Source organism: Rhodoglobus vestalii, assembly GCF_006788895.1.
Lineage (GTDB): Bacteria > Actinomycetota > Actinomycetes > Actinomycetales > Microbacteriaceae > Rhodoglobus > Rhodoglobus vestalii.
In genome coordinates, this window is sequence record NZ_VFRA01000001.1 from 1,705,686 (window position 1) to 1,729,057 (window position 23,372).

General features: G+C 61.6%; 19 protein-coding genes. 12 read left to right on the plus strand and 7 right to left on the minus strand.

Translation table 11 applies throughout. The annotated features are described in order from the left end of the window. Positions 1-24 precede the first annotated feature (24 nt). From FB472_RS08290 to FB472_RS08300, 3 genes are all read right to left on the minus strand, one after another. A complete protein-coding gene (locus tag FB472_RS08290; RefSeq protein WP_141990500.1) occupies positions 25-498 on the minus strand; it encodes a hypothetical protein in 474 nt (157 codons plus the stop codon). A 19-nt stretch (positions 499-517) separates the two neighbouring features. Next, positions 518-1,318 (minus strand): isocitrate lyase/PEP mutase family protein, encoded by an 801-nt coding sequence (locus tag FB472_RS08295; RefSeq protein ID WP_141990501.1) that lies wholly within the window; start codon positions 1,316-1,318, stop codon positions 518-520. Positions 1,319-1,385: 67 nt separating this feature from the next. After that, positions 1,386-2,843: an MFS transporter gene (locus FB472_RS08300; RefSeq protein WP_246078144.1), complete on the minus strand. Its 1,458-nt coding sequence runs from the start codon at positions 2,841-2,843 to the stop codon at positions 1,386-1,388. A 176-nt stretch (positions 2,844-3,019) separates the two neighbouring features. On the opposite strand from FB472_RS08300, the gene dnaK reads away from it, so the two are divergent. The 12 genes from dnaK to FB472_RS08360 all read left to right on the plus strand — a co-directional run bounded on the left by dnaK (position 3,020) and on the right by FB472_RS08360 (position 15,286). Next, positions 3,020-4,891: a molecular chaperone DnaK gene (gene dnaK, locus FB472_RS08305; protein WP_141990502.1), complete on the plus strand. Its 1,872-nt coding sequence runs from the start codon at positions 3,020-3,022 to the stop codon at positions 4,889-4,891. Beyond that, positions 4,892-5,659, plus strand: coding sequence for a nucleotide exchange factor GrpE (locus tag FB472_RS14410; protein ID WP_246078145.1), 768 nt, complete (start codon positions 4,892-4,894; stop codon positions 5,657-5,659). 17 nt (positions 5,660-5,676) lie between these two features. Then, positions 5,677-6,666, plus strand: a complete 990-nt coding sequence (locus tag FB472_RS08315; protein ID WP_141990503.1) for a DnaJ C-terminal domain-containing protein — start codon at positions 5,677-5,679, stop codon at positions 6,664-6,666. A gap of 5 nt (positions 6,667-6,671) precedes the next feature. Continuing rightward, positions 6,672-7,106 carry a heat shock protein transcriptional repressor HspR gene (locus FB472_RS08320; RefSeq protein WP_141990504.1) on the plus strand — a complete coding sequence of 145 codons (435 nt, stop codon included), beginning with the start codon at positions 6,672-6,674 and terminating at the stop codon, positions 7,104-7,106. Next, positions 7,103-7,876: a YqjF family protein gene (locus FB472_RS08325; protein ID WP_141990505.1), complete on the plus strand. Its 774-nt coding sequence runs from the start codon at positions 7,103-7,105 to the stop codon at positions 7,874-7,876. Before FB472_RS08320 ends, FB472_RS08325 begins: the two co-directional genes overlap by 4 nt. An 83-nt stretch (positions 7,877-7,959) precedes the next feature. Next, a complete protein-coding gene (locus tag FB472_RS08330) occupies positions 7,960-8,808 on the plus strand; it encodes a nitrilase-related carbon-nitrogen hydrolase (RefSeq protein WP_141990506.1) in 849 nt (282 codons plus the stop codon). An 11-nt stretch (positions 8,809-8,819) separates the two neighbouring features. Beyond that, positions 8,820-10,283 carry a dihydropyrimidinase gene (gene hydA, locus FB472_RS08335; RefSeq protein WP_141990507.1) on the plus strand — a complete coding sequence of 488 codons (1,464 nt, stop codon included), beginning with the start codon at positions 8,820-8,822 and terminating at the stop codon, positions 10,281-10,283. 48 nt (positions 10,284-10,331) lie between these two features. Beyond that, positions 10,332-11,348, plus strand: coding sequence for a TIGR03842 family LLM class F420-dependent oxidoreductase (locus FB472_RS08340; RefSeq protein ID WP_141990508.1), 1,017 nt, complete (start codon positions 10,332-10,334; stop codon positions 11,346-11,348). Between the two features lie 4 nt (positions 11,349-11,352). Beyond that, a complete protein-coding gene (locus tag FB472_RS08345) occupies positions 11,353-12,306 on the plus strand; it encodes an ABC transporter permease (protein ID WP_141990509.1) in 954 nt (317 codons plus the stop codon). Further along, complete coding sequence (locus FB472_RS08350) at positions 12,303-13,199, plus strand: ABC transporter ATP-binding protein (RefSeq protein ID WP_141990510.1); 897 nt, start codon at positions 12,303-12,305, stop codon at positions 13,197-13,199. Before FB472_RS08345 ends, FB472_RS08350 begins: the two co-directional genes overlap by 4 nt. A gap of 26 nt (positions 13,200-13,225) precedes the next feature. Then, complete coding sequence (locus tag FB472_RS08355) at positions 13,226-14,077, plus strand: ABC transporter permease (protein ID WP_141990511.1); 852 nt, start codon at positions 13,226-13,228, stop codon at positions 14,075-14,077. Positions 14,078-14,131: 54 nt separating this feature from the next. Beyond that, on the plus strand, positions 14,132-15,286 hold the full coding sequence (locus FB472_RS08360) for an ABC transporter substrate-binding protein (protein ID WP_141990512.1): 1,155 nt from the start codon (positions 14,132-14,134) through the stop codon (positions 15,284-15,286). 50 nt (positions 15,287-15,336) lie between these two features. Here FB472_RS08360 and FB472_RS08365 read toward each other — a convergent pair whose 3' ends face one another. The 4 genes from FB472_RS08365 to FB472_RS08380 all read right to left on the minus strand — a co-directional run bounded on the left by FB472_RS08365 (position 15,337) and on the right by FB472_RS08380 (position 23,338). Beyond that, a complete protein-coding gene (locus FB472_RS08365) occupies positions 15,337-17,187 on the minus strand; it encodes a YcaO-like family protein (RefSeq protein ID WP_141990513.1) in 1,851 nt (616 codons plus the stop codon). After that, positions 17,187-19,487 (minus strand): YcaO-like family protein, encoded by a 2,301-nt coding sequence (locus tag FB472_RS08370; RefSeq protein ID WP_141990514.1) that lies wholly within the window; start codon positions 19,485-19,487, stop codon positions 17,187-17,189. Before FB472_RS08370 ends, FB472_RS08365 begins: the two co-directional genes overlap by 1 nt. A 174-nt stretch (positions 19,488-19,661) precedes the next feature. Beyond that, entirely contained in the window at positions 19,662-21,536 is a 1,875-nt protein-coding gene (locus FB472_RS08375; protein ID WP_141990515.1) for an ABC transporter ATP-binding protein, read from the minus strand. Beyond that, a complete protein-coding gene (locus FB472_RS08380) occupies positions 21,533-23,338 on the minus strand; it encodes an ABC transporter ATP-binding protein/permease (protein ID WP_141990516.1) in 1,806 nt (601 codons plus the stop codon). The genes FB472_RS08375 and FB472_RS08380 overlap by 4 nt, the downstream gene beginning before the upstream one ends. Positions 23,339-23,372: the final 34 nt, after the last annotated feature.

Sequence of the window (23,372 nt, forward strand, 5' to 3'; positions counted from 1 at the left end):
GGCGCCACGCCCAACTGGGCAGGCCTAAGGCACCGGTGGCGGCGCCGACGACTCACCCTCCGGGTTGAGGTTTCGCGCCATCGTCTCGAGCACCGTGATCGCCGTGCCGTACTGCTCGGTGGTGACACCAACGGTTGCACGCTGACGCTCAGTCGCGATTACCGCGGTGAGCCGCTCAACAACCGTGCTGCCGCGAGCCGTCAGCTGATAGTGAGCCCCATCCGTCGACAACCAGTCACTCTCCACAAGTTCCGTCAGCGACTCTAACGACGAAGAGTGAGTGCCGGGTGAAGGCGGAACACCAGCTATCGCCGGCGTCAGATAGGGGGCAATCTCGATATCGAGCTTCTCAACATCGGCCGCCCCTGCCGCCAACACATTCAGCAGCTGCCACTGTCGTCGCGTAATGCCATGCTCCTCAAGGGTGCTCGCAAAAAGGTCATCAATGAGACGATCAACGAGCTTCACCCAGTAACTAATGGGTTGTTGGGTGTTCATGAGCCGAGACTACTCCCCATTAGTACGAGAAACCGAGCTCCTCGGGGTAGTCACCCAGAGCCGTCAACTGTGTGGCTGCAGCCTGCAGGTGTGCGAGCGCGAGTCCCAGCGTGCGTGGCCCAAAACTTACCCGGGCGATCCCCAACTCGGCCAGACGAGCCAACGGCACGTAGCCGGGGGCCGCGATCACCGAAATTGGGCCGTTTACGGCGGCAAGAGCCTTCTCAACCTTGTCTTCATCGGTCAGCCCCAACACGAAAGCGCAATCGGCACCGGCCGCAAGGTACGCGTTGGCGCGGGCCACCATGTCATCCCACTCGCCACCACCAGCCAGCACATCGACCCGGGCATTAATGGCAATTGGCACGCCCGTGGCATCGGCGGCAGCGCGTGCTGCAGCAACCCGCGCTGTTGCGTGCTCGATATCGAAGAGGGGAGCCTTGGCCGGGCCGGAGCTGTCTTCGATATTCAGCCCCGCAGCCCCCGCCGCGATGAGACGCTCCACATTGGCTTGCACGCCAGCGGCATCCACCGAATAGCCCTTCTCAAAATCGACCGACACCGGAATCTCCACTGCGCTACAGATGGTGGATGCAACAGAAATTGCCTGGTCGACGCTGAGACCCTCGCCGTCGGCCACCCCGTGGGCGAAGCTGATCGAATGACTGGCCGTGGCCAGCGCCTGAACACCGGGAGCCTTCGCAACAATTTGTGCGGTGATGGCATCCCACACATTGGAAACGATGAGCGGTGTTCCCGGAACGTGCAGTGAGCGAAGCAGTTCGGCGCGAGCGGCTGGAGAAGAGGAATGAGAAGTCATAGCCCAAGCATCCCCTGCAAAGACCCAGCGCACCAGCGCAATTTAGACATGGCCAGCAAACCCTGAGCTAGTCGATCATCGACTGCTTTGCTTTGACCGGGAGCATGAGAAGCAGCCCCGCCACCAGCACCAGCACGATTCCGATGATGCCGAAGCGGGTGTCACCGGTCAGCGACACAAACATTGTGAAGAGACCCGGCGCCAAGAAGCTGACCGCACGCCCCGTCGTTGCATAGAGACCAAAGATCTCGCCTTCACGCCCCGGAGGCGTAATGCGCGCCAGGAAGCTGCGACTTGCCGCCTGCACCGGGCCCACAAAGAGGGTGAGGAACAGCCCGGCGATCCAGAAGCCTGTCTTTGCGTCACCGACCAGAAGCACGCTGAGCCCCGCAAGAACCAACCCCGCCAGCGACGCGATGATCACATTCTTGGCACCCAGCCGGTCATCGAGCCAACCACCGATAAAGGTGCCGATGCCGGCAACCAGGTTCGCGGCAACAGCGAAATAGATGACCTCGCTGGGGCTGAACCCGAACACCTGCGCGGCAATAATGGCCCCAAAAGTGAACACTGCGGCAAGACCGTCACGAAAGACGGCACTGGCCAGCAGAAACATCAACACCTGGGGGCTCTTCTTGGCCAACAATTTCACGGTGCCAAAAAGTTTCGCGTAGCTGGCAAAGAAACTCACCCGGTTTTCGCGGGTTCCTGCCGGAATCTCGGGCACCGCCACCAACACTGGAATCGCAAAGATAGCGAACCACGCCGCCGACGCCAGAATCGCGAACCGCACATCGAGCGCACCACCCTCAGAACCGAACGGCACAGTGAGAAGCCCGTTGCCGGTCTCACTACCGAAGTTCTGAATGAACAACACCAGCAGGATGATCAGCAAAACAATTCCGCCGATATAGCCCATACCCCAACCGAAGCCCGACACGCGGCCCACCGTTGTGGGCGTTGAGACCTGCACCAGCATCGCGTTGTAGTTGACGCTCGCAAACTCGAAGAAGATGTTGCCGGCCGCGAGAAGAGCGGCACCAAGGTAAATGTATGACGGCACCGGAACCACAAAGAACATGGCGGCCATCGCCAGAATGACCAGCCCGGTATTGATGGCGAGCCACAGTTTGCGGCGACCCGAGCCATCAGATCGCTGGCCCAGAATGGGGGCGAGCACCGCCACCAGCACCCCCGCAATAGTGAGTGCACCCGAAATCACGGTCGTATTGCTCGCCTTCGCGAGCACAAGGGCTGGATTCTTGGCGTCATCACCGGCCGCCGCAAGAATCTCCGGATCGATGAAGAGGCCACTGGCCAGATACGTACTAAAGACGAACGTGGTGACGACAGCATTAAAGGATGCCGAACCCCAATCCCACAGGGCCCATGCGCGAACCCGGCTTTTAGGTATAGCCGCATCAGCAATGAGACCCTGCCCCACCGTGCCAATCGCGCGCGTACGGGACACGCGGGGAACGGTGGGAATGCGGTCGACACCATCGTCGGGAAGCTTGTCGTTCATGCGATCAGGCTAGTGGTGCGGGGTAAACAATTGTTGGCGCAACGGAAAACACGCACACTTGAGTCATACACACTCAACTTTCAGCTACACAGCTTGACTCTGAGCCGCCGGGGGTAGAAACTTGATACCAAGCGACTCAAGTTCGCACACTCAACCGCTTAAAGGAGTAAGAGCACATGGCTCGAGCAGTAGGAATTGACCTCGGAACCACGAACTCAGTGGTTTCTGTTCTCGAAGGTGGAGAACCCACCGTCATCGCAAACGCCGAAGGAATGCGCACCACGCCATCCGTCGTCGCATTCACCAAAGATGGCGAAGTTCTCGTCGGTGAAACCGCCAAGCGCCAAGCCGTCACCAACGTTGACCGCACCATCGCCTCCGTCAAGCGCCACATTGGCACTGACTGGAAAGTCGAAATTGACGACAAAAAGTACACCCCGCAAGAGATCTCGGCCCGCACGCTGGCTAAGCTCAAGCGCGACGCCGAACAGTACCTGGGTGAAGACGTCACCGACGCAGTAATCACCGTTCCCGCATACTTCAACGACGCTGAGCGTCAGGCAACGAAGGAAGCCGGTGAAATCGCGGGCCTCAACGTTCTGCGCATCATCAACGAGCCCACCGCTGCCGCCCTCGCGTATGGCCTCGACAAGGGAAAAGAAGACGAACTCATTCTCGTCTTCGACCTCGGTGGCGGAACGTTCGACGTCTCGCTGCTCGAAGTGGGCAAAGACGACGACTTCTCCACCATTCAGGTGCGCTCCACCTCGGGTGACAACCGCCTCGGTGGTGACGACTGGGATGCCCGCGTTGTTGACTACCTCATCCAGCGTTTCAAAGACTCGACCGGAGTTGACGTTTCTGGCGACAAGATCGCCAAGCAGCGCCTTAAGGAAGCCGCCGAGCAGGCAAAGAAAGAGCTCTCGTCGCAGACCTCCGCGAGCATCCAGCTCCCGTACCTCTCGCTCACCGAGAATGGCCCAGCCAACCTCGACGAGACCCTCTCTCGCGCCAAGTTCGAAGAACTGACCGCAGACCTGCTCGAGCGCGTCACCAAGCCCTTCAACGACGTCATCAAAGAAGCCGGTGTGAAACTCAGCGAGGTGGCGCACGTCGTACTCGTTGGTGGATCCACCCGCATGCCCGCCGTTGTGGAGCTCGTCAAAAAGCTCACCGGTGGCAAAGAGCCCAACAAGGGTGTCAACCCCGATGAGGTCGTCGCCGTCGGCGCCGCGCTCCAGGCCGGTGTGCTGAAGGGCGAGCGCAAAGACGTTCTCCTCATCGACGTCACCCCGCTGAGCCTCGGCATCGAAACCAAGGGCGGCATGATGACCAAGCTCATCGACCGCAACACCGCCATCCCCACCAAGCGAAGCGAAACCTTCACCACAGCGGATGACAACCAGCCGTCAGTGTCGATCCAAGTGTTCCAGGGTGAGCGTGAGTTCACTCGCGACAACAAGAACCTCGGAACCTTCGAGCTCACCGGCATCGCCCCGGCCCCCCGCGGCATCCCGCAGGTTGAAGTTACCTTCGACATCGATGCCAACGGCATTGTGCACGTGTCTGCCAAAGACAAGGGCACCGGCAAGGAGCAATCGATGACCATCACCGGTGGGTCAAGCCTGTCGAAGGATGACATCGAGCGCATGGTGCGCGAGGGTGAAGAGCACGCCGCGGACGACAAAGCACGTCGCGAGGCCGCCGAGGTTCGCAACAGTGCTGAGCAGCTGGCCTACTCCACCGGAAAACTCATCAAGGACAACGATGACAAGCTGCCCGACGAGGTCAAGGCCGAGGTTCAGGCCGATGTCGACGCACTCAACACGGCACTCGCCGGTGACGACGAAGCCGCAGTAAAGACCGCGTTCGACAAGTTGAGCGAGAGCCAGCAGAAGCTGGGCGAAGCAATCTACAAGCACCAGGAAGAAAACCCTGAGGCTGCAGAAAGCACCGAAGCTCCCGCCGACGAGAACTCTGACGAAGACATCGTCGATGCCGAAGTGGTCGACGACGAAGAGCCCGAATCGACAACGGACAAAAAATAGATGTCAGACAAGAACAAGAACAAGAAGAACAAGGACCACGACGAGCACAAGGAGCCGGTGATTCGCGACAAGCGTCGCGTCGATCCGGAAACCGGCGACATCCGTGCGACCCCCTCGTCTGCTGCAGAAGACTCCGCGGCAGGCGAGGGGCAACCCGCCGGCAGTGCAGAGATGGCGTCAGGATCAGTGGATGACACTGCTCACCCCGACGCAGCCGCCGAGCACGGGGCCGACGCCGATGCCGGCGCGGACTCGAACGCGGACGCCGATGCTGAGCTGACCGATGGCGAGACCGTAGCAAACGAGTTGAGCGCAGAAGACCAGCAACTGCTCGAGGATGCGAGCCGCGATCTCGTGGCTGAGATGCGTGATCAGATGCTGCGTGCTCAAGCCGAACTGGTGAACTTTCGCTCCCGCGTTGAACGTGATCGGGTGACCAATCGCGAAGCGGTCATCGCCGACGTAGTCCGGTCGATGCTGCCAGCACTTGACGACCTCGATCGTGCAGACAAGCACGGCGACATCATCGAGGGCACCCCGCTGGCACTGGTTGCACACAAGATCTCGTCCAGCTTTGAGCGGTTTGGCCTGCGCAAAGTGGGCGAGAAAGGCGAAGTCTTCGACCCCGCCTTCCATGAAGCTGTTGTGCACCTGACCGACCCGGAAGCGAAAGAAAACACCATCGCCGACGTGTTCGAGCCTGGCTACATTCTTGGTGAGCGCGTTGTTCGCGCCGCGAAGGTTGCCGTCTCCGGCCCAACCCAGTAACCCGGAGGTGGCGTGTAGTGGCAAGCCAAGACTGGTTCGATAAGGACTTTTATGCCGTGCTCGGAGTATCGAAAGATGTGTCCGCCCCAGAGCTCAAAAAGACCTATCGCAAACTCGCGCGACAGTTTCACCCCGACTCCAACCCCGGAGACCCCGCATCAGAGTCGCGCTTCAAAGAAATTAGTGAAGCGCACTCGGTGCTCTCCAACCCAGAACTGCGACAAGAATACGATCAGGTTCGCGCCATGGGATCGGGCGCACGCTTCACCGCGGGCGGCCAATCCGGCGGCTTCGAAGATGTTTTCGGGGGAATGTTTGGCGGTGGTGGTGGGGGTCAGCGCTACAGCGGTGGCCAACAATACGGCGGGCAATCGGGCTCGAGCTTTGAAGACCTGCTGGGGGGAATGTTCGGTGGCGGTGGTGCGGGCGGCCCGGCTGGCTTTCGGGGTGGACCCGCGAAAGGTCGCGACCTAGCCGCAACCACCACCCTCGATTTCGCAACCGCTATCAACGGCGAAACAATCAAACTGCAGCCCGCTGGCGGCCGGCCCATGAACGTCAAGATTCCTGCGGGAGTCAACGACGGTCAAAAGATCCGCCTCAAAGGCAAGGGCGAAGCCAGCCCCAATGGTGGCCAATCAGGAGACTTGGTGCTCACCGTGACCGTTCGCAAGCACCCCATCTTTGAACGCGAAGGCAACAACCTTCGGGTTTCAGTGCCGGTGACGTTTGTGGAAGCGGCGCTCGGAGCCACCATAGAGGTACCCACCCTAGGAGGCGCCCCGGTGAAACTGAAAGTCGCCCCCGGAACACCCAGTGGCCGAGTGCTGCGAGTCAAAGGTCGGGGAGTGACCACAACCCGAGCAACCGGCGACCTGCTGGCCGAAGTGCAGGTAGCGGTGCCCAACCGCATCCCCGAAGCCGCACTCGAACACCTGGAAGCATTCGCCAAAGCAATGCCAAGCGAAAACCCGCGCGACGACCTGATTGCCCGAGCCAGGAGCTAACCCCAATGGATGAGTACACGCCCGCCCTTGCTATTGCCGTTGCGGCAGAGCTGGCAGGCATGCATCCGCAAACGCTGCGACAGTACGACCGCCTGGGTCTCGTCTCCCCCACGAGAACCAGCGGTCGGTCGCGACGCTACTGCATGCGCGACGTCATGCAATTGCGCGAGATTGCCGCGCTCAGTGCGCAAGGGCTCAACCTTGAAGGCATCAAGCGGATTCTCGACCTCGAAAACCGAGTCAGTGAGCTGAGTTCTCGGGTGCACGAACTTGAGGCTGCGCTGGCCGATGAACTGCTCTCCCGGCCGGGGCGTCGTGTTTTTGCGGCCGGTTCCGCCGGAGAAGTGATTTCGCTCAAAGCAGGAACCCGCACCGAACGTGCCGACCAGGTGGTGGTGTGGCGCCCCTTCACCCGACGCGACAACCAACTGCCCCGATGATCCCCCGCGAAGCGCCCCCGCTCGGCAGCGCCACCATTCTGAGCCAACGCTGGAGCGAAGTGAGCTTCCTGCACTGGCGAGTCGACCCCAGCCTCGTTGAACCGCACATGCCCGCCGGGTGCCGTCCCGACGTTTTTGACGGCAGCAGCTGGGTCGGAATCATCGCCTTCCAGATGTCGAAAAGTTCCTTCTTTGGTGGGCCCAGCATCCCGTGGCTCGGCGATTTTCCTGAAGTAAATGTGCGCCTCTACTCAATCGATGAGCAGGGCCGCCGCGGCGTCGTCTTCGTCTCCCTCGAAGCCTCACACCTGATCCCGGTACTGATGGCACGCGCCGCCTTCGGCCTGCCCTACCAGTGGGCCTCAATGAAGATTGGGCAGCGCGACGGCAAAGTGGCCTACAAAACACGACGACACGGCCAACCGGATGCCGCATCCCACATCATTGTGCAACCAACCGACGATCCAGCAGCGAGCGTTGCCCTCGCAGCCGACCCCCTCGCCACATTTCTCACAGCGCGCTGGGCGTTTCACGAAACCCACCGCGGAGCCACCATCTACTGCCGCAATCACCACGAACCGTGGCCCCTGCAGCCGGCAACACTGCTACACCTCGACGACGGGCTATTGGCCGTCGCTGGCTTCGAGGGGCTTGCCGACCGCGCCCCCGATTCGGTGCTCTACGCCAGCGAAGTGCGCACCGTTTTCGCAGCAGCAGAGAACAACAAACAACGTGAAAGAGTTTGGCAAGCGCGCTTACGAGCGGTCTAGATTCCTGACACGACCATTGCCTCTCCGCGAGCAAAGGGCCATGATAAGTAGTCATCAGGACGCCCAGTTAAGCAGGAGGCACCATGACAATGGTTCGCGCAGCAATAACTCAGACCACTTGGACCGGCGATAAAGAGTCGATGATCGAAAAGCATGAGCAGTTTGCTCGTGATGCGAAAGATCAGGGCGCTCAGATCATCTGCTTCCAAGAGTTGTTCTACGGCCCATATTTCGGGATTACCGAAGATAAGAAGTATTACGCCTACGCGGAGCCTGTTGATGGCCCGATCGTGAAGCGTTTTCAGGCACTCGCCAAAGAACTCGATCTGGTCATGATTCTGCCGATCTATGAAGAAGACATGCCGGGGGTGTATTACAACACCGCGGTCGTCGTTGACTCCGACGGCACCAACCTCGGCTCGTACCGCAAACACCACATCCCGCACCTCGACAGGTTTTGGGAAAAGTTCTACTTTCGCCCCGGCAACCTCGGCTACCCCGTTTTCAACACCGCGGTCGGCCCGATCGGTCTCTACATCTGCTACGACCGCCACTTTCCTGAAGGTTGGCGTGAACTTGGCCTCAACGGCGCGCAGATTGTGTTCAACCCGAACGCCACCAAACCGGGACTCTCCAACCGGCTGTGGGAGGTTGAAGGCCCCGCGGCGGCCGTCGCCAACGGCTATTTTGTGTTGCAGCCGAACCGGGTTGGCCGCGAAGACAACGAATATGGTGAACTAGCGGTCGACTTCTATGGCACCAGCCAGGTCATCGACCCGCGCGGCAACTTTGTGGGCGAACGCGGATCAGGCACCGACGAGGAGCTCATGATTCGCGACCTCGACATGGATCTGATTCGCCAAATGCGCGACGACTGGCAGTTCTACCGCGACCGTCGTCCGGATTCTTACACCTCAATCCCGAAGCCGTAAAGGAGCGAACCATGGCCACCACTCTCATTTCTGGCGGAACCGTCGTCAGCTCAACAGGCCGGGCACCCGCCGACGTTCTCATCGACGGCGAAGTAATCACAGCAGTGCTGTCACCGGGCAGCACCCTCTTCGGAACGGATGTTGCGGCATCCGTCGACCGTGTCATTGATGCCACCGGCAAGTACGTCATCCCCGGCGGCATTGATGCGCACACCCACATGGAGTTGCCGTTCGGCGGCACGGCAGCGATCGACACGTTCGAGACGGGCACTCGCGCTGCCGCCTGGGGAGGCACGACGTCAATCATCGACTTCGCTGTGCAAACCTACGGCACCCGCATCGAGGATGCCCTCGCCACCTGGCATGAGAAGGCGGCAGGTAACTGCGCGATCGACTATGGCTTTCACCAGATTGTCGGCGATGTCACCCCGGAATCGTTGAAGGCGATGGAACGCCTCCCCGACGAGGGCATCACAAGCTTCAAAATGTTCATGGCGTATCCGGGAGTTTTTTATTCGGATGACGCACAAATCCTGAAGGCAATGCAGGTGTCGCGCGACACCGGCCTCATGACGATGATGCACGCGGAAAACGGTCCGGTCATTGACGTGCTTGCCGAGCAACTGGTAGCGCAGGGCAAAACGGACCCGTACTATCACGGAGTTGCCCGGGCCTGGGAGATGGAAGAGGAGGCCACGCACCGCGCCATCATGCTGGCGAAGCTCACCGGCGCGCCACTGTATGTGGTGCACGTCAGTGCAAAGCAAGCGGTCGAGCAAATCGCTGGTGCTCGCGATCGCGGCCAGAACGTTTTCGCCGAAACCTGCCCCCAGTACCTCTACTTGAGCCTCGAAGAACAGCTCGGCGCGCAGAGCGAGCAGTACGGTCACTTCGAGGGCGCCAAATGGGTGTGTTCGACTCCGCTGCGTTCGCGCGAAGAGGGCCACCAGCAGGCAATGTGGCAGTCACTGCGCACCAACGATGTGCAAATGGTGTCCACCGACCACTGCCCGTTCTGCATGAAGGACCAGAAAGAGCTGGGGCTCGCCGACTTCCGCAAAATTCCCAACGGAATCGGGTCGGTCGAACACCGCATGGACCTCATGTACCAGGGTGTTGTCACCGGCGAGATCACCCTCGAACGCTGGGTTGAACTGACCAGCACCACGCCCGCACGAATGTTTGGAATCTACGGCAGAAAGGGCGTCATCCAGCCCGGAGCGGACGCCGACATCGTTGTGTATGACCCCAACGGGCACACCTCGATTGGTATGCCCGTCGATGAGAACGGCAAGCCGACCGGTAGGAAGCACCACATGAATATGGATCATGCGGCCTGGGAAGGGTTCGAAATTGATGGTCGCGTCGACACCGTCATCTCGCGCGGCAAAGTGATCGTTGCCGATGACCAGTACCTCGGCACGAAAGGTGACGGCCGCTTCATGAAGCGCGGTCTCACTCAGTACCTGACCTAAACAGATTCCTTCGCGTCGCCCAATCTTCCACCACGAACGAGGAGCCCCATGGACTTCGGAGCAGTACTGCAGACCAACCCACCCGCATCACGCACGGTGCAGCTCGCCAAGCTGGCCGAAGCCCACGGCTTCAGCCACGTGTGGACATTCGACTCGCACATCCTGTGGCAGGAGCCTTACGTTATCTACAGCCAGATTCTGGCCGAAACTCGAAAGATTACGATTGGGCCGATGGTGACGAACCCGGCGACCCGTGATTGGACTGTCACGGCATCCACGTACGCGACCCTGAACGAGATGTACGGCAACCGCACCATCTGCGGTATCGGGCGCGGCGACTCGGCAGTGCGTGTGACTAACGGCAAACCAACAACGCTCAAGGATCTGCGCGAGTCGATCCACGTCATCCGCGAACTAGCGAACTCGCGCTCGGTCGAATACGGCGGGGCTCAATTGCAGTTTCCGTGGAGCCACGGTTCCGAACTTGAGGTGTGGGTTGCCGCTTATGGCCCGCTCGCGCTGAAACTTGCCGGTGAAGTTGGCGACGGCTTTATTCTGCAGCTTGCCGACCTCGACATCGCCGAGTGGATGATCAAGAAGGTACGCGATGCGGCCGAAGCGGTCGGCCGAGACCCGATGTCCGTCAAGTTCTGTGTTGCTGCCCCCATGTATATCGGTGATGACTGGGAGCACATGCGCGACCAGTGCCGTTGGTTCGGAGGCATGGTCGGCAACCATGTGGCTGACATCGTGGCGAAGTATGGTGCCGACGGCTCGGTACCGACGGCGCTGACGGATTACATCGCCGACCGTGAAGGCTACGACTACAACCAGCACGGCCGTGCCGGAAACTCGCACGCTGCGTTCGTTCCTGACGAGATCGTCGACCGCTTCTGCATCATGGGCACCGCTGAGCAGCACATCGAGAAGCTCGAGAAACTCAGAAAACTCGGTGTTGATCAATTCGCTGGCTACCTGCAACACGACAACAAAGAAGAGACGTTGAGGGTGTACGGCGAGACCGTGATTCCTGCTTTCGCAGACACTGTGGCTGCGAAAGTGTGAGCCGATGACAGCCACCCGGGACGACCGCCGTGCGGATGCTGCCATCCGCTCGGCGAGGCCGGCAAGCGCGGTGTCACACCGGGCGCGCCTTCGCCTTGTTGGTGGCTTCACCTGGGGTATCGCCGGGGTGCTGCTGATCGCTCTGCTGTGGGAGGGGTACAAGTTTTTGGGGCCCGCCGACGGCTTCTCCATCGGCGAGCTTCGCGTGCTGCCGCGCACAACAGATCTCGCAATGCCCCATCTCTGGGACATGCTGGTGCGTCTCGCCGAGCCCGTCACTCGCGCTGATGACGCATTGCCCCTCTGGGCGGTCGTTGGATTCGCCGCCGCAACCACGCTGGGCATTGCTGCGGCAGGCTGGCTGGTCGGTGTCGTCGTAGGTGTCAGTTTTGCGCTCGTGATGCAGCGGTGGCGGTTAGCCGAGTTTGGCCTGCTGCCGTGGATTGTCATTAGCCAGACCGTGCCCCTTATCGCGTTTGCTCCCGTGGTAAAAAGTTGGGGCTCGCGCGTGGAGATCGGCAGTTTCGAGTGGCAGGACTGGATGTCGGTGGCCCTCATCGCGAGCTATCTTGCGTTTTTTCCGATAACCATTGGCGCCCTCAAGGGACTGCAGTCTCCTGACCGCATCCATGTCGAACTATTCGAGACGTACGCCTCGGGCTATTGGGCGACGCTCAAGCGTCTTCGACTTCCGGCAGCAGTGCCCTACCTTTTGCCGGCCCTTCGACTTGGCGCCGCGAACGCCGTCATTGGTGCGGTTGTTGCCGAGGTCTCAACAGGGCTCCAGGGTGGCATTGGGCGCCTTCTCATCCAATTCGCCGGGCAGGCGTCGGGCGACCCAGCAAAAGCATGGGCACCGATATTCGGCGCCATCGTGCTCGGGCTCGTAGCGGCCGGTTCCGTTGCTCTGCTCGGCGTGATTCTCAAGGACTACCGACGAACCGAGGAGACCGCATGAGCGATCACATCCCCACTTCAGCAATTCAGAATGACCAGACGGATGCCGTTGCCCTCACTGAAGCTGCAGCCGTTGAGGTGCGCGGGGTCGACAAGCACTTCGAAACCGCATCCGGCATCGTGAACGCGCTCGAGGCGATCAACCTCACCATCGCTGATGACGAATTCGTGTCACTCATCGGACCCTCGGGTTGCGGCAAGTCCACACTCATGAGACTCATCGCCGACCTTGATACGCCCAGTGCTGGGGATCTCACCGTCTTTGGCAAGACCGCAACGCAGGCGCGTCTTGACCAGGACTACGGAATTGCGTTCCAGCAGGCCGGGCTACTGCCCTGGCGCACCGTCGCCGCGAACGTTGCACTACCGCTCGAACTTCATGGTGTGGCATCCTCAACTCGTCGGTCTCGTGTCGCCGAATTGCTCGACATGGTCGGCCTCAACGAGTTTGCCGATCGGTTTCCCGACCAGCTTTCTGGCGGTATGCAGCAGCGGGTTGCGATTGCCCGGTCACTCGCCGAAGAACCACGGCTGCTGCTGATGGATGAACCGTTCGGGGCGCTCGATGAGATGACCCGCGAGAAGATGCAAACCGATCTCGTTCGTATCGCGGCTGATACCGGGGCAGCTGTGGTCTTCGTGACGCACTCCATCCCCGAGGCAGTGTTCCTCTCCGATCGTGTCGTTGTCATGTCGCCGCGACCGGGCCGAATCAGCCAGATAGTGCCGATGCGATTCGGCGCTGCCGCAGGTCGCGAGGATCGCACCGACGAGTTGCGTGAAGATACAGCGTTCTTCGAGATGGTGACCGAGGTGCGCGAAGCGCTGCACGGCGGGGCGGCAGACCAACCCGGGCTCGAAGCGCGATCTGCTCAAGGAGTGGAGTCTCGATGAGCAGAGACTCGATGAGCAGAGACTCGATGAGCACCAGCACAGCCGCGAACTCGATCATGACGCCCCGGGGTGGAGCGGGCACGAGCCGAAAGCGCCAGTGGAGTCCGCGCACCGAATCGACGCTCCGTGTTGTGGCACCCATCACTCTGGGCCTGATTGTGCTTGGCATGTGGCAGCTTCTCGTGACAGTCGGAGGGGTCTCCGATTATTTGCTGCCGAGTCCGGCTTCGATCGTCGGCGAACTCGTCGAGTTCTGGCCGGCGGTAGTTTCCGCGACGATTCTCACGGGAACGAATGCCCTGCTCGGCCTTATCGTCGGTTCGCTGCTCGGCATCGTGCTCTCGGCAATTGCCGCCCGGTGGCACATCGCTGATCAGATGAGTGCCCCGATCATTGCCGCACTCGCTGTTGTACCGATTGTCGCTCTCGCACCCGTACTCAATTCGATGTTTGGGGCTGACAGCCAATTTGGTCGCCAAGCGATTGCCGCGATCGCCTCGTTCGTTCCCATTTTTATCAACACGCTGCGCGGCTTTCGGCAAACCAGGCCCGTGCATCGCGACCTCATGAGGGCGTACGCGGCAAACTCTGGGCAGCTGCTGCGCTGGCTCACACTTCCCACAGCACGGCCCTTCATTCTCACGGGCATCCGAATCGCGTCGTCCCTCGCCGTCATTTCCGCGCTTGTTGCCGAATACTTCGGTGGCCCGCGAGGTGGCCTAGGCAGCCTCATCGCTACCTCGGCAGCCTCAAGCGCGTACGCCAGAGCATGGGCCTATGTCGCGGCATCCATCGCCCTCGGTCTACTCTTCTACCTCGGAACGCTCGCACTCGAACGACTCGTGCTGCGCCGCGTTCCCACGGGGGGCTCCTCATGACCGCCCCGCTTTACCCGCAGTATCCATATGAATCGAGATTCTGAAAGGACTGACATGAAGCACAATAATCGCCGCGCACTTGCGGCTGGAGCGTTCGCCGTCACGGCTGCGTTTCTTCTCGGGGCTTGCTCGACTGGCGACGGGGGAGGCAATGGCGCCGGCAACGGCGACGGCGAGGGCCTCACCGAGGTGAAACTCCAACTCCAATGGTTGCCCCAGGGCCAGTTTGCCGGTTACTTTGCCGCCGCCGATCAGGGCTACTTCGAAGACGAAGGGTTGGACGTTGAGATCATCCCCTCCGGTGGTGACATTGTTCCGCAGGATGCTCTCGCAAACGGCGATGTTGACTATGCGGTTGCCTGGGTTCCGAAGGTGCTTGGCTCCATCGAGCAGGGTGCCAACCTCACCAATATCGCCCAGATCTTCCAGACCTCTGGCACCCTCCAGGTGTCGTGGGCTGACTCAGGAATCGACTCTGTCGCCGACTTCGAAGGCAAAAAGATCGGTTCGTGGGGCTTCGGCAACGAGTGGGAGATATTTGCAGCCATGGCCGAAGAGGGCCTCGACTCCTCAACAGTGCAGATCATCACCCAGGACTTCAACATGAACGCCTTCCTGCAGGGCGATATCGATGCCGCCCAGGCCATGACCTACAACGAATACGCACAGCTTCTTGAGTCGACCGACCCCGACACTGGTGAGCTTTACCAGCCTGAGGACTTCAACGTCATCAGCTATCAAGACACCGTTGGGGCCATGCTCCAGGATGCACTCTGGGCTGACACCGAGCGCCTCGAAAGTGATGAGGCGTACCAAGAAACCACCGTCAAATTCCTGAAAGCGGTCGTCAAGGGGTGGATCTACTCAGGAGAGAACCCTGAAGCGTCCGCCGATATCACCCTCGCCGCCGGATCTGGCTGGGGCCCCAGCCATGAGCTGTGGATGGTCAATGAGACCAACAAGCTCATCTGGCCGGCACCCAACGGAATTGGCGTGATCGACGAAATGGCGTGGGAGCAAACCGTGAAGGGTGCGCTCAGCGCCGTCAACGAATCGGGCGCGAGCCCCATCACCGAGGAGCCACCGGCGACCGCCTGGTCGAACGACTGGATCACTCAAGCACTCGAAGAGCTCGAAGCCGAAGGTGTCGACACCACCGGTGCCGGTTACAGCCCGATCGACGTCACCCTCCTCGAGGGCGGCAACTAACCGAACCGAATCGAATCGAACCTCACACCGTGCACGAACACTAGGCAGCTTCACCAGCCTGGGTAGGGCTCGGCGGTAGCGGCAGCGCTCCAGCCCAGTTGCTCCCGGGCGTGAGCCAGACGCGCGGAGGGTCCGAGTGGAAAAGCTGCTGGTTGCAATCGGGCGAGCCCGGGAACGAGAGCCCGCACCGCACGGAACCCTGCCGTGTGCGCCCGGCTGGTCGTGACATCCACCGTGGTCAATAGCGAACCCACAGCACGCGCAATCGAGTTCACGGCGGAGGTTTGCTCGGGACCATGGGTGGGTTCGCTGGGGGTCGTACGCCATCGGGTGGTGGCGACGACCCTCGGATCGAGGCCGAATTGCACGTGCGCCATAGGGTCGATGAGCCCGCGATGACGCGCCCCGAACGCGTGGGCGTAGTGCCGGTGGGGAAGCCACCCGGCGAGGCCGGCGACCGCACCGTTTCCCAAACCTGCTGAGCTACGAATGAGACTGTTTTCTCCAGCGAGGTCATGAGCGGAAGCGTGCTGGATGAGAGCCTCAACGACGGCAAGTTCGGTAGCCTCCCCGGTGTTGGCATGAGCGGCAAAGCCGAGGGAGATGATGTTCTCGTTCTCGTCATCAATGACCGCGAGCCGCACGGGGACGCCGAAGGTGGAGCGGATTGCCAGCGCCCTCACCCGAAGCGAAGCGGCCGAGAATACCGTGCGGACCACGTGCGGGAGTGGAACAGCGCTAGCCCGTTCAGTTGACGACCACCAAACGGCCACCGCATCATGGGCCACAACATGGGCGGCAGCACGTTCCACCGCCTCTGCCCACGAGCGACCAGCCTGAAGGCCGACGAGGTTGTTGGTATTCGTGGGCAGAGCGGAATCGCGACTGCCGCGAAGGTAATCGGCGTATACGAGACTCTGCGGAACCCACACGGGCCCTACGGCATCCTGACCCTGCATCCAGTCAATGCCGGTGCTGGGGCTGAGGGCACTGAAGGGGAATCCGGCCTGTGTGTGGAGCGCCGGATCGTGCGGCTGCCACGATGCGAGGTCGAAGTATCGCTCACCACGATGGCGGATGGCCTCGCTCGAGGCGTATTCTCGCTCGCCCTGGCCAAGGTCAGTCCCACAGTAGTGCGCGACGCCAGAGAGCAAACCCGGTTCGATCAACTCTGCGCTGGATCGCTGACCGTCATCGAGCGCTCCAGCCGGAGCCAGCGCATCCGGGGTGAAGAGGGGGTCTACACTCTGCAGGTGAGGGAGTTCAGCATGCAGGTGCACAAAGCCCATAGGCAGCGGTGCAATGTTGGATCGGCGTCGAACCTGATGCAGGATTCCCGTAACCGGATCGACAATGGGCGCTGGCGTGAGGGAGTGTGAATGCCACCCACCATCAACCCACCGTTCGAGCACTCCGGGTTCTGGTGTCCTGCACTCGTCGTCGAGGAGCGATTGAATCGGATCGGCCACGGCGGCGGGCTCTCGCAGGGCGGCGGCGGTGGCGGCATCCGCGATTGTCGATGACAGGCAGTCGATTGCTTGCGTTGCCGTCGCGACCGCGCTGCCACGGGTAAGGAGGACGCGATGCCAGTGTCCAGCAAAGGGAAACATCACCACGTGTGTGGTCCCGCGTTCGCCACCGAAATCGACTCCGTGCGCGATGGAGATCATGCCAGCCGCCGATGGTGCGCTGGAGTCGCCACGTGAGTGCCGTGGAGTGGCCGTCTGCTGCACTCGCGGGCGGAGCTCGTGCACAACGCTCTCTCCCTCGGCGCTGAGAAGGTTCGACGCGGCAGTCGCGAGATGCCATAACTGGCCATCACTGCCGACGGCAACACATTCGAACGAATTGAGGATGTAGATGTCGATTCGGCGTTCAATCGCCCCCACCGCTGAAGGCATCAGGCGTGAGGTAGCGGGAAGTAATTGAGGTCGCCCTCTGCCAGCGCGACATCGCGCCACCCCAGCTCGACAGCCAAATCCTGCACCCGACGCCTGCCCAAGAAGGGAAAGGCGGCAGGAGCATTGCCCACCGTTCCGGGAACGATGACACGCACTGCCGCCATCCCGGTGCTTGCAACATCTGCCGATGTGATGTCGACAACAATCACTTCGTGCCCTTGAGCTTCGATCGCCGCTTGGTAACCCTCAACGGAACGATCAGGAAGCGACGGCAGGTCAGCAATGGGGCGCAGAGCGCGGCGTTCGAGCAAGGGCGCGACCTGCCCTACTGCGCGCGGGTCGAGCAGCACTTGCTGTTGCACCATGAGGTCGTCGCAGTCCCTCATATCGGAGCGGTACGAGTCGAGATAGGCGCGGTCAGCACGCCACGGTTTGAACGAACGGCTATTGAGCTCGCCGCGAGCCATCGCATCCCAGTGGGCACCATCGGTTCGTAATAGATCACGGCTGCCTTCTTGCAGCGTGCACGCCTCGGTCCACGCCTTAAGCGCTGCAGCTTCGGCGGTATTGCGGCAGGCGAAGCCGACATTGACGAGGGTGTCGACGTCATTATGCAGCACGCCAGCTGCAACCGGTACCCCGAACTCGTTGTCGAGCATCACGATTGAAGGACGCTGACCGAAGGAGTCGGGCACATCAGCCCAGAGGGCATCCATGGCGGGGGTCGGTATGACGGCGTCGAATTGATGGGCGTTGAGCCACCACACCATCGTGACGTGGCGCTCGATTATTTCTTCAAGCGCGGAGGCCACGGCGTAATCCATGGTGGGGCCAGCGGCAATGCCGGCGAAGGGACAGAAGTTGGTGACGGGTGCCCCTGAATAGCCGGCCGTAAACCAGTTCACGTACACCATGCTTGCGGGAACTAGGATGTCTTCGCCGGCGGTGAGAGAGCGCCCAGATACCCAGTGGACGGGCAGGTCTGCCGTCATGCGCACGAAAGGAAAGCCTGGGGTGTCGTATTGTTCGTCGGAGTACAGGACGAGTGATTCCGGATTGAGAACCCGCATTGCTGACTTCGCTGAGAGCTCGCGGTAGCTGCCAAAAGTGACGGGTAGCGTGTCGAGGAGATTGCCGCAGTAACGTTCAACAGCTTCTCCCACGGCGCTCGCCGCAGCCTGGCCAGGGTCGTTGAACGCGGAGCCTTGGCAGGACGTGTTGTTGGCCCACCGCGATACGCGGCGCATATTGCAGACGTCGCTTTGGGCGGTGGCGAGGGAGGCGGGAATGCTGGGGTGATGGGCCACGGCGCGGGTGCGCTGCACGAGTCCCGTGATCGGGTCGACGAGATCGCTCACACTATGGGGGAGAGAGTGCGAAATGACGCTCGCGGGCAGCGGAAGCACCGGGTGGGGCGAAATTCCGGACGCGTTGATCTCGAAAACTATGTCACCGCGCTGGCTCTGAGTGTCGGCAAGGGTGCGCGCTACTATCGCGAACGCGGTGTCGAGTTGGTGCGGCTCCGCTCCACTGTCACCTCCGATAGCGGGGGTGCGGAGTGCACGGTGGGCGACAGGGTCGAAGGCCGCGGCGAGGCGGCGGGCAGCGAAGTCCTCATAGTTTGCGCCGGTTCCGGGGTGCACAAAGGGCCCAAGCCAGACCGCAGAGCGGGTCAGTTCGAGAGCGACCCACGGTGTGCGCGCATCAGAGCAGAGTCGATCAAAGGAAATAAAGGTGGCGTCGTCCCCTCCCCGGATGCAGTGCACGAGCAGCTCGCCCGTACGAAAGGCGCGATGGATGACGCGTTGCCAGTCGTCGGCGGGAACGACTCGCACTGAAGGCCTCGTGCCCGCGTTCGCACCAGCGCTGATGCGTGTGGCCGCGCGGTAGAGGGCCGAGGCGGTGGCGCGGTCTCCCAGGACAAGAAGGTCTCCGCGGTGGGAGTTTGTGCCATCCGTGTTGTCATAGTCGACTAGAGCATCCGAGTCCTGTGAGGTGTCCACGTCCGAGTCCACGTCCACGTCCACGTCCGCAGTGGCGCTGTTGCTAATGTCGTCGCTCGCGTTTGTGAAAACATCCTCTGCGGTGAGGAGTTGTTTTAGCGCTGCGGCGCTCGCTTCCCAGCCCGCCGGCAATGACGGCGAGACGGTGCCGCTCGAGATCGCTTCGACCAGTTTGGTGGCGGTGTCGGCTGCAATGTCGAGGGCGAATGAATTTCCCTGCGGAGTAGTGATGAGCGTGCGTTCGCTGGGGAGCGCACGAATCTCAAGGTGAGGCGTGGTGAAGACGGTGCTGGGCATGATGCCTTCCTTTGGGAGGGGAGCGAGCGAAGAAGAATTGTCAGGGTTCGGGTGCCTCGCCGCTGACCAGCGAGGCACCCTAGTGGTGTCACAAGGGCTTAGGCCCAGGCGAATGCGGTGGACACGTGTCCGTGGTTGTTCGCGTTGGGGGCGAGAATCTGGTTCTCGTTCCGCTCAGTCGCGATCGGCGTAATGGCGATGGTCTGCATTGTTGTCACCTCCTTTCGGGGTTGTGATGGATCTCGGCAGAGCTGCCGAAATGGCTGGGGAAGTGGAGGCTGGGTGACCGATCAGCGACCGATACTCCTCGCTTGTGGAGATCAGTTCGTGGTGGGTTCCCTCGACGAGGATGCCGCCGTCGTGAAGAAATACGACGCGCGATGCCCGCGCGATGGTCGCGAGTCGGTGAGCGATGACGATTGTCGTCCTCCCGGCACGCAGGCTCGAGATTGTCGCGCCGAGCTCGCTCTCGCTCAGAGCGTCGAGGTGCGCGGAAGTCTCATCGAGCACAAGAATGGCCGGGTCACGGAGGAAGGCTTGTGCCAGAGCGAGACGTTGACGTTGACCGCCAGACATCGTCGCGCCGGCTTCACCGATTCGGTGGCTTAGGCCGTCAGGCCAAGCGCGAATGGTGGGGCCAAGGACGGCGTGATCGAGAGCGTTCCAAAGCTCGCGGTCGGAGGCATCCGGCTTGGCCAACAGTAGGTTTGATCGCACGGTGCCACGAAAGAGGTAGGGGTGTTGGCCCACGAGCAGTACGTCTTCGCGCACGCGGTTGCCGGCGATTGACCTGAGCGGTACGCCGTCGAGCAGGATGTTGCCGCTGGTGGGATCCCAAAACCGCACGAGCAGGGAGGCGATGGTCGATTTTCCTGAGCCGGAGACGCCCACGATCGCCACAGTTTCACCGGCAGCGATGCGGAGGGTGACTCCGGTGAGAACAGGTTCTGTGGGGCTGTAGCCAAAATGCACATTCTCGAGCGAGACTGCGCCTGACCCCGTGGCTGCTGACCCTGCGGCTGGGAGCGTCACCGGAGTGGGGTGGTCGTTCACCGAAGCGGGGGCGTCGATCACGTCGAGCACTCGTTCGGCGGCGGCAGAAACTTCGCCCAGCTTTTGGGCTACAGCGAAGATTGCGACCGCGGGGGCGAAAGTTGCTGCGGTGAGCACGAGTGCGACAGGAAACAGTGTTGCCGAAAGTTGCCCGGTGGCGACACGTTCCGCTTGCACGAGGAGCGTTCCGATGGTTGTGATCGCAACGATCGCGTCAGCGATAGCGGTTTCGATGCCGGACCGGAGGGCGAAGGTCCGCTTGCGGCGTTGGAGTCGGCGGGTGGCGGCGCGCACTTCGTCGAGATGGCGTGCTCCGAGACCGAGTGCGAGAATCTCGCGCAAGCTTTCGGCGCCTTCGAACGAAATGGCGGTCAAGCGACCGAGTTCGGTGCGCACCTCTCGGCCTTGTCGCGCTTGGAGTGCTGCGAAGAGCCAGGGGACCGTGAGCAGCGCGATCGCGCCGAGAAGTGCGATGAGGCCGGTCGGGCCCACGAGGGTGACGAGTGCCGCGGTGACGGCGAGTGGGCCGAGGACCGCGTTGGCCGCTGATCCGAGTGTGTGTGCGTAGAACCATTCCAGTGCCTCGACGTCAGCCATTGTTGAGCCGGCTACCTCCCCTGCGCGGCGACGTTTCATCCCTGCGGGGGTGATTCGCTCGATCGCGTCATGCACCCGCAATCGCAGCGTTTCAATCACCCGGTACGCAAGAACGTGGCTCAGCCATGACTCGATCCAGGTGAAGAGGCCGTTCGCGAGTACGGCAGCGATCAGCCCCGCCGCCAAAACTGTGGCGACGCGGGTATCAGTGGACTGTGCGGTGATGGTCGCGGCGAGTCCGACGCTCAGTGCTCCGGCAGCGGCAGCAAACATTTGGTAGGCCGTCATGCTCAGTGTTGAGCGCACAAGGAGCATCCGCTGCGGTCCCATCACCGTCAGCAGGCGGATGATCGGGCCCAACAATCGCGCAGGGGTCGAGTTTCGCAGCGCCTGTTTCATGCCATCACTCCTGGTGCTTGGGCGGCGTGAAGGCGAGCAAGCACCCCGTTCTGTGCGAGAAGATCGTTGTAGCTACCGGATTCGGCCACGCATCCGTTGTCAAAAACGAACACGATGTCGGCAGTGCGGATGGGCGCAAGCCGGTGGGCGATCACGATCGTGGTGCGAGCGGAGCCGTCTGCTCGACGCGTCTCGCGTAATCGTTCGAGAATGGCGTTCTCGCGGCGGGCGTCGATGGCGCTGGAGGCTTCGTCGAGCAAAAGGATGGGGCTATCGCGCAGGAGGGCACGGGCGATGGCAAGTCGTTGGCGTTGACCTCCGGAGAGCAGGCCACCATTGTCTCCAATGGGGGCATCCAGTCCACCTCGGGTGGGGTCGAGCAGCTCTTCGGCCCCGGCGTCGAAGAGGGCACGTGCGAGGTCGCTGTCACTGGCTTCCGGCGCCACAAGCAGTAGGTTGTGGCGGATGGTGCCGGTGAAGAGAACGGGATCTTGAGCGACGAGGGAAACGAGGGGAGAGCATCCCTCGTTGCCGAGTTCTTTCGTGGATGTGCCGCAGAGGGTGAGTTCTCCGGCGGAGGGGAGAGCGAAACCGAGCAGGGCGGAAGCGAAGGTTGACTTGCCCGATCCCGATTCGCCGACTATCGCGACGGTGGTGGCGGTGGGAATCGTGAGCGTGAGGTCGTGCAGTGCATCGCGGTCGGCGCCGGGGTAACGGAAATTGAAGCCCTCCGCCGAGACGGCGGCGGTGCTGCCCGTGCTCGGGTATGCGGCGCGCGTAGAGCCTGCGATGGCCGAGTTTCCTGTGACCCCTGAGCCGGCCACGCTCCGTGAAACTCGAAGCGAGTCCTTTGTGGCTGTGGAATTCAGTAGCGACAGGATGCGATTGCCCGCGGATACTCCGGCGTAGCCGGCATGCCAGTGCATGGCGAGTTCGCGGAAGGGGCGGAACACTTCGAACGACAGCATCGTGACGAGGAACAGGGTTGCCGGGTCGAGGTCTCCACTGGTCACGCGGAGTGTGCCGACAATGAGCGCGATGGCGGGCCCGGCGATGAGGAAGAAGCTTGTGAGGCCTGATTCCACGAGCGACAGTTTCAGTTGCGCGAGAGTCACTTTCAGCAGGTTGTTGCCGGATTGCGCGAGTTCGTCGCGGCGCCGTTGAACCGCTCCGAGTGCTTTGAGGGTGGGCATCCCGCGGATCGAATCGACGACGTCGGCGTGGAGGGAGGAGTAGGCGGCCCAGTGTTGTTCTCCGCGACCGGCGAGGGCGGCATCCCACAGCCGTGGCACGAAGGGAACAGCGAGGGCAACACCGCCGACAACGAGACCCACGATGGGGTCGATCGTGGCGAGCACGACGATCAGTGAGGCGCCGGTGACGAAAGTCACCACCAGTTGGGGCAGGTAGCGACCGAAGTAGGGCTCAAGGTTTTCGACGGCGTCGACCACGAGTGATTGGCGTTCTCCGCTGCGCGAGCTGCTGGTGGCGATTGGTCCGGCGTCGATTTCGGCGTTGAGGATGCGGGTGCGCAGTTCTTCTTTGATGCGCCCGGCGACGGCGTGCACGGTGAGTTCGCGCAGCATCGAGATCGCGGGCCGCACGAGCAGAGCGGCGGCGAACACGATCGTGGGTAACAGGAGGTTCTGCAGTCTTGTGCCCGAGACGATGCCGGCGAAAAGTTCTGCAGTCGCGACGGCTTGAGCGACGGCGACAGCGCTCAGGGCAATCCCGGCGAGTACGACAGTGCTCAGCAGTGGGGCGGCGGTGCCGGCAAGCCGGAGAAGGCGGAGGTGGATCACGAAGCCTCGTGTCTAATTTGACTTATTACTGAGA